2 protein-coding genes and 1 pseudogene are annotated in these 3,534 nt (G+C 47.6%); 2 read left to right on the top strand and 1 reads right to left on the bottom strand.

Going from position 1 to position 3,534, the window contains the following annotated elements:
• A pseudogene (locus tag PN462_RS04800) lies at window positions 1-446 on the top strand (hypothetical protein); the annotation flags it as partial.
• Window positions 447-450: 4 nt separating this feature from the next.
• Here the strand turns inward: PN462_RS04800 and PN462_RS04795 are convergent.
• Window positions 451-1,779: a class I SAM-dependent methyltransferase gene (locus tag PN462_RS04795; protein WP_272126875.1), complete on the bottom strand. Its 1,329-nt coding sequence runs from the start codon at window positions 1,777-1,779 to the stop codon at window positions 451-453.
• 184 nt (window positions 1,780-1,963) lie between these two features.
• Here PN462_RS04795 and trxB point away from each other — a divergent pair, with 184 nt between their 5' ends.
• The gene (gene trxB / locus PN462_RS04790) at window positions 1,964-3,346 is read left to right on the top strand and encodes a thioredoxin-disulfide reductase (protein WP_272126874.1); all 1,383 of its coding nucleotides are present in this window, start codon (window positions 1,964-1,966) and stop codon (window positions 3,344-3,346) included.
• Window positions 3,347-3,534: the final 188 nt, after the last annotated feature.

Genomic DNA, 3,534 nt, shown 5'->3' with positions numbered 1-3,534 from the left:
ATGAGAGAGGATGGTTATGGTGTGAAACCTTGGGGTTATGGGTAGGGGTGTGGGAAGGAACAATACAACGAGAAACCGCCCCCTGGTTACGGTTTTTTGACTTGGAGGGGAATTTAGTTTTACTCTCTGCTGAAGCGGAACGACAACAGGCCGAAAGGCAACGACAACGGGCTGAAGCGGAACGACAACAAGCAGAAAGGCAACGACAACAGGCTGAAGCGGAACGACAACAGGCAGAAAGGCAACGACAACAGGCTGAAGCTGAACGACAACGGGCTGAACAGTTCCAACAACGGGCCGAACAGTTCCAACAACGGGCCGAACAAGCTGAACTTGCCCGACAACGGGCTATCCCCCGCTTACTTGCCAATGGCATGACTGTAGAGGAGGTGGCCGAGGTGTTGTCTTTACCCGTGGCAGTTGTTCAACAACAAGCCACGGACTAACTTGTCACTGTTCCAAGAAAATATACCCAAATTCTTCTAGTCCGGTGAGCGTATTTTTCAGCAGACTGAAGGCCGTTTGCGGGGTGGTAGGTTCGAGGGTGGCTAGATCAATGGGACGTAACCTTTGCCAACGTTCGACTAATTGTTTAAAGGGTTGGGGAGACTCCCACAGAGGGGGAAAGAGGCAAGTCGTCAGGGTGATATCTAGAGATAAGGCTTCAACCCCTGGAATGGGTAATATATTACTTAACGGGAAGGCTTGGAGTTGTTCGGTTGCTCCTTTGAAGGCGGTTTTAACAGGGTCTTTATGTAGCAGAGGGTGAAGATAGACGGTTGCGTTTTCCCAGTCGCTATCGGTCCAGTCACTCACGGGGACAATAGCAGAATTGTCGATGGGATGACCACACCAAAAGTCTAGCAGACGGAAAATGGGGTGCATTAATTCAAAAAATGTGAGTTGTTCTTCACGGGTGGCTTCGGGTAACGCTAGGGCGAGAAAAACGGGTAAGTTTTCGGGTTCTTGAAATAGTCGCTCTACGTTCCATTCCTGCCAGTTGAGCATTTCAATGAAGTCTAGATTGGCGGCTTGTAAACTTTGAAAAACATCAGGAATAGTAAATCCGCGATCGCCGACTAATAACTGGTTACTTAATAGGGTATGCTGATTCTTGGGATCATCCATCTTTTTCGGCCAAGTTTTCTGTTTTAGATCAACCCTAGGATTGAAAGATTGCATAATTTCTGTGACAATCTCCATTTGCATTTCCTCTGGATTTTCATCCATTAACCCCATCCGTTTAAATAACTCTTGGGCGCGAAAGTAAGCACCCCGTTGATATAAGCTATGTAAGTTAGTCCGAATAATACCATCGGGCTTTAAAACCCCTTTCATGGCCTGTAATCCTCGGACAATATCAGGGACTAAATATAAAACTTCGTCACAATTAATATAATCAAATTTTAATCCTAAACTGGGAAGATCATACAAGGAAAGTTGATGAAACTCCGCCTCCTCAAACCCATAATGTTTTAAACGGATGCGAGCTAATTCAACGGACTTTTCTGATAAGTCTATTCCCACAATCTTTGCCCCTGGGTTAGCTTCTGCTAGGGCTAAAGATTTATAACCCGCGCCACATCCCGCATCTAAAATAACTTTATCTTGAGAATCCCAAAATTTTTGATTTCTCAAATAATAAGGAGTGGCTAAGTTATGCCAATATAAATACCGGAGATTATCCTTGGGAGTTTGCTCTAGGGAGGAACGGGGATAAGGACCAAAATCAAATTGCTGGCGGATTTTCTCGGTAATATCAGAAGTGTTAGAATTCATGGCTCAATAAAATTCTTTCTCTACAAGATTCCCACGTTTTCGCCAAAAGTTAAACTCACTTTTACAATTTTCCTAAAAAAGATGTTTTTTCCCTTGGTTGCAGTCGAACTGCCAGAATAAGAGAATGGGCTTCCCCAATGTTATACTACCTAAAAACGGAATGGTTATGAGTTTAATTTAATCTATGAAGGCACAAATCGTGGAGAATCTTGTGATTATTGGGTCGGGGCCAGCAGGATATACCGCCGCCATCTATGCAGCCCGAGCAAATTTAAAACCTGTGATGTTTGAGGGGTTGCAAAGGGGAGGGTTGCCAGGGGGCCAGTTGATGACGACAACGGATGTGGAGAATTATCCGGGGTTTCCTGATGGGGTGACGGGGCCGCAATTAATGGAACGGATGAAGGCTCAGGCGGAACGGTGGGGGACGGACTGTTATACCGAGGATGTCACAGCAGTGGATTTGCGTCAACGACCGTTTACGGTGCGGTCTGGGGAACGAGAAGTGCAAACCCACAGTGTTATTATCGCTACGGGAGCAACGGCGAAACGGTTACAGTTACCCAATGAGCAGCAGTATTGGAATCAGGGGATTTCGGCTTGTGCCATTTGTGATGGTGCAGCCCCTAATTTTCAGAATGAGGCGTTAGTGGTGGTGGGGGGAGGTGACTCGGCGGCTGAGGAGTCGGTTTATTTGACGAAATATGCGTCCCAGGTGCATTTGTTGGTGCGTCGGGATAGGTTGCGGGCTGCAAAAACGCTACAAGACCGGGTTTTGAATCATCCGAAAATTACTATTCACTGGAATACCGAAGCGGTGGATGTGCTGGGAGAAGGCCATTGGCTGACGGGGGTTCAGGTGCGTCATAACCAGTCTGGTGAGGAGTCTGTTATTGAGGCGAGGGGGCTATTTTATGCTATTGGCCATACGCCAAATACAAGGTTGTTTGCGGGGCAATTAGACTTGGATGAGAAGGGGTATATTAGGACTAAGCCGGATTCTGTGGCTACTTCGGTTGCGGGGGTGTATGCGGCGGGGGATGTGCAGGATGCGGTGTATCGCCAGGCGGTGACGGCGGCGGGAACGGGTTGTGCGGCGGCGTTGTTGGCGGAACGGTGGCTGTCGGAGCAGAATTTGATTCAGGAGTATCATCAGGACGTGGAAGCGCAGTCTGAGCCACAGCAGGAGGCGGAGAAACCTCAGACGGAGACGGCGGAAACTTTTGATATTAGCGTGACTCGGCATTTTGGGGGGTATGCGTTGCGGCGGTTGTTCCATGAGAGCGATCGCGTGATTCTGGTAAAATACATCTCCCCCGACTGCGGCCCCTGTCATACCCTGAAGCCGATTTTGGATAAGGTGGTGGGTGAATACGAGGGGAAAATTCACTTTGTCGAAATTGATATTGATGCAGAACCAGCGATCGCCAAACAAGCACAAGTTATTGGGACACCAACGGTGCAGTTGTTCCATGATCAGGAGTTATTAGAAGTAATACAGGGAATTAAACAAAAGCGTCAATATCGGGAAATGATCGACCACTATTTACCTGTAACTCGTTCGTGAACTACCCTCTTATTTAATTTTGTAGGGGAGGAACCGGGTTTCTGTGTTAATTGACGCTCCACGCCCTAAAGGAGCGTGGATTCTTGGTTCAACGAATCTCCGTTAGCTAGCAGGATTTCTCCAACCAACCAAGAGGGAGTTTCTCCCCAAGCGTTAATTTTCGTGCGCCCCACGATATATAAAGCCCT

Origin of the sequence: Spirulina sp. CS-785/01 (assembly GCF_028330525.1) — a bacterium.
GTDB lineage: Bacteria > Cyanobacteriota > Cyanobacteriia > Cyanobacteriales > Spirulinaceae > JAQMSD01.
The sequence above is the reverse complement of the archived record's forward strand: the minus strand, read 5'-3'. Positions and strand labels throughout refer to the sequence as shown.

Excerpts from the sequence above, each read along its gene's own strand:
- PN462_RS04795 (WP_272126875.1), bottom strand. The coding sequence starts at position 1,779 with ATGAATTCTAACACTTCTGATATTACCGAGAAAATCCGCCAGCAATTT.
- trxB (WP_272126874.1), top strand. The coding sequence starts at position 1,964 with ATGAAGGCACAAATCGTGGAGAATCTTGTGATTATTGGGTCGGGGCCA.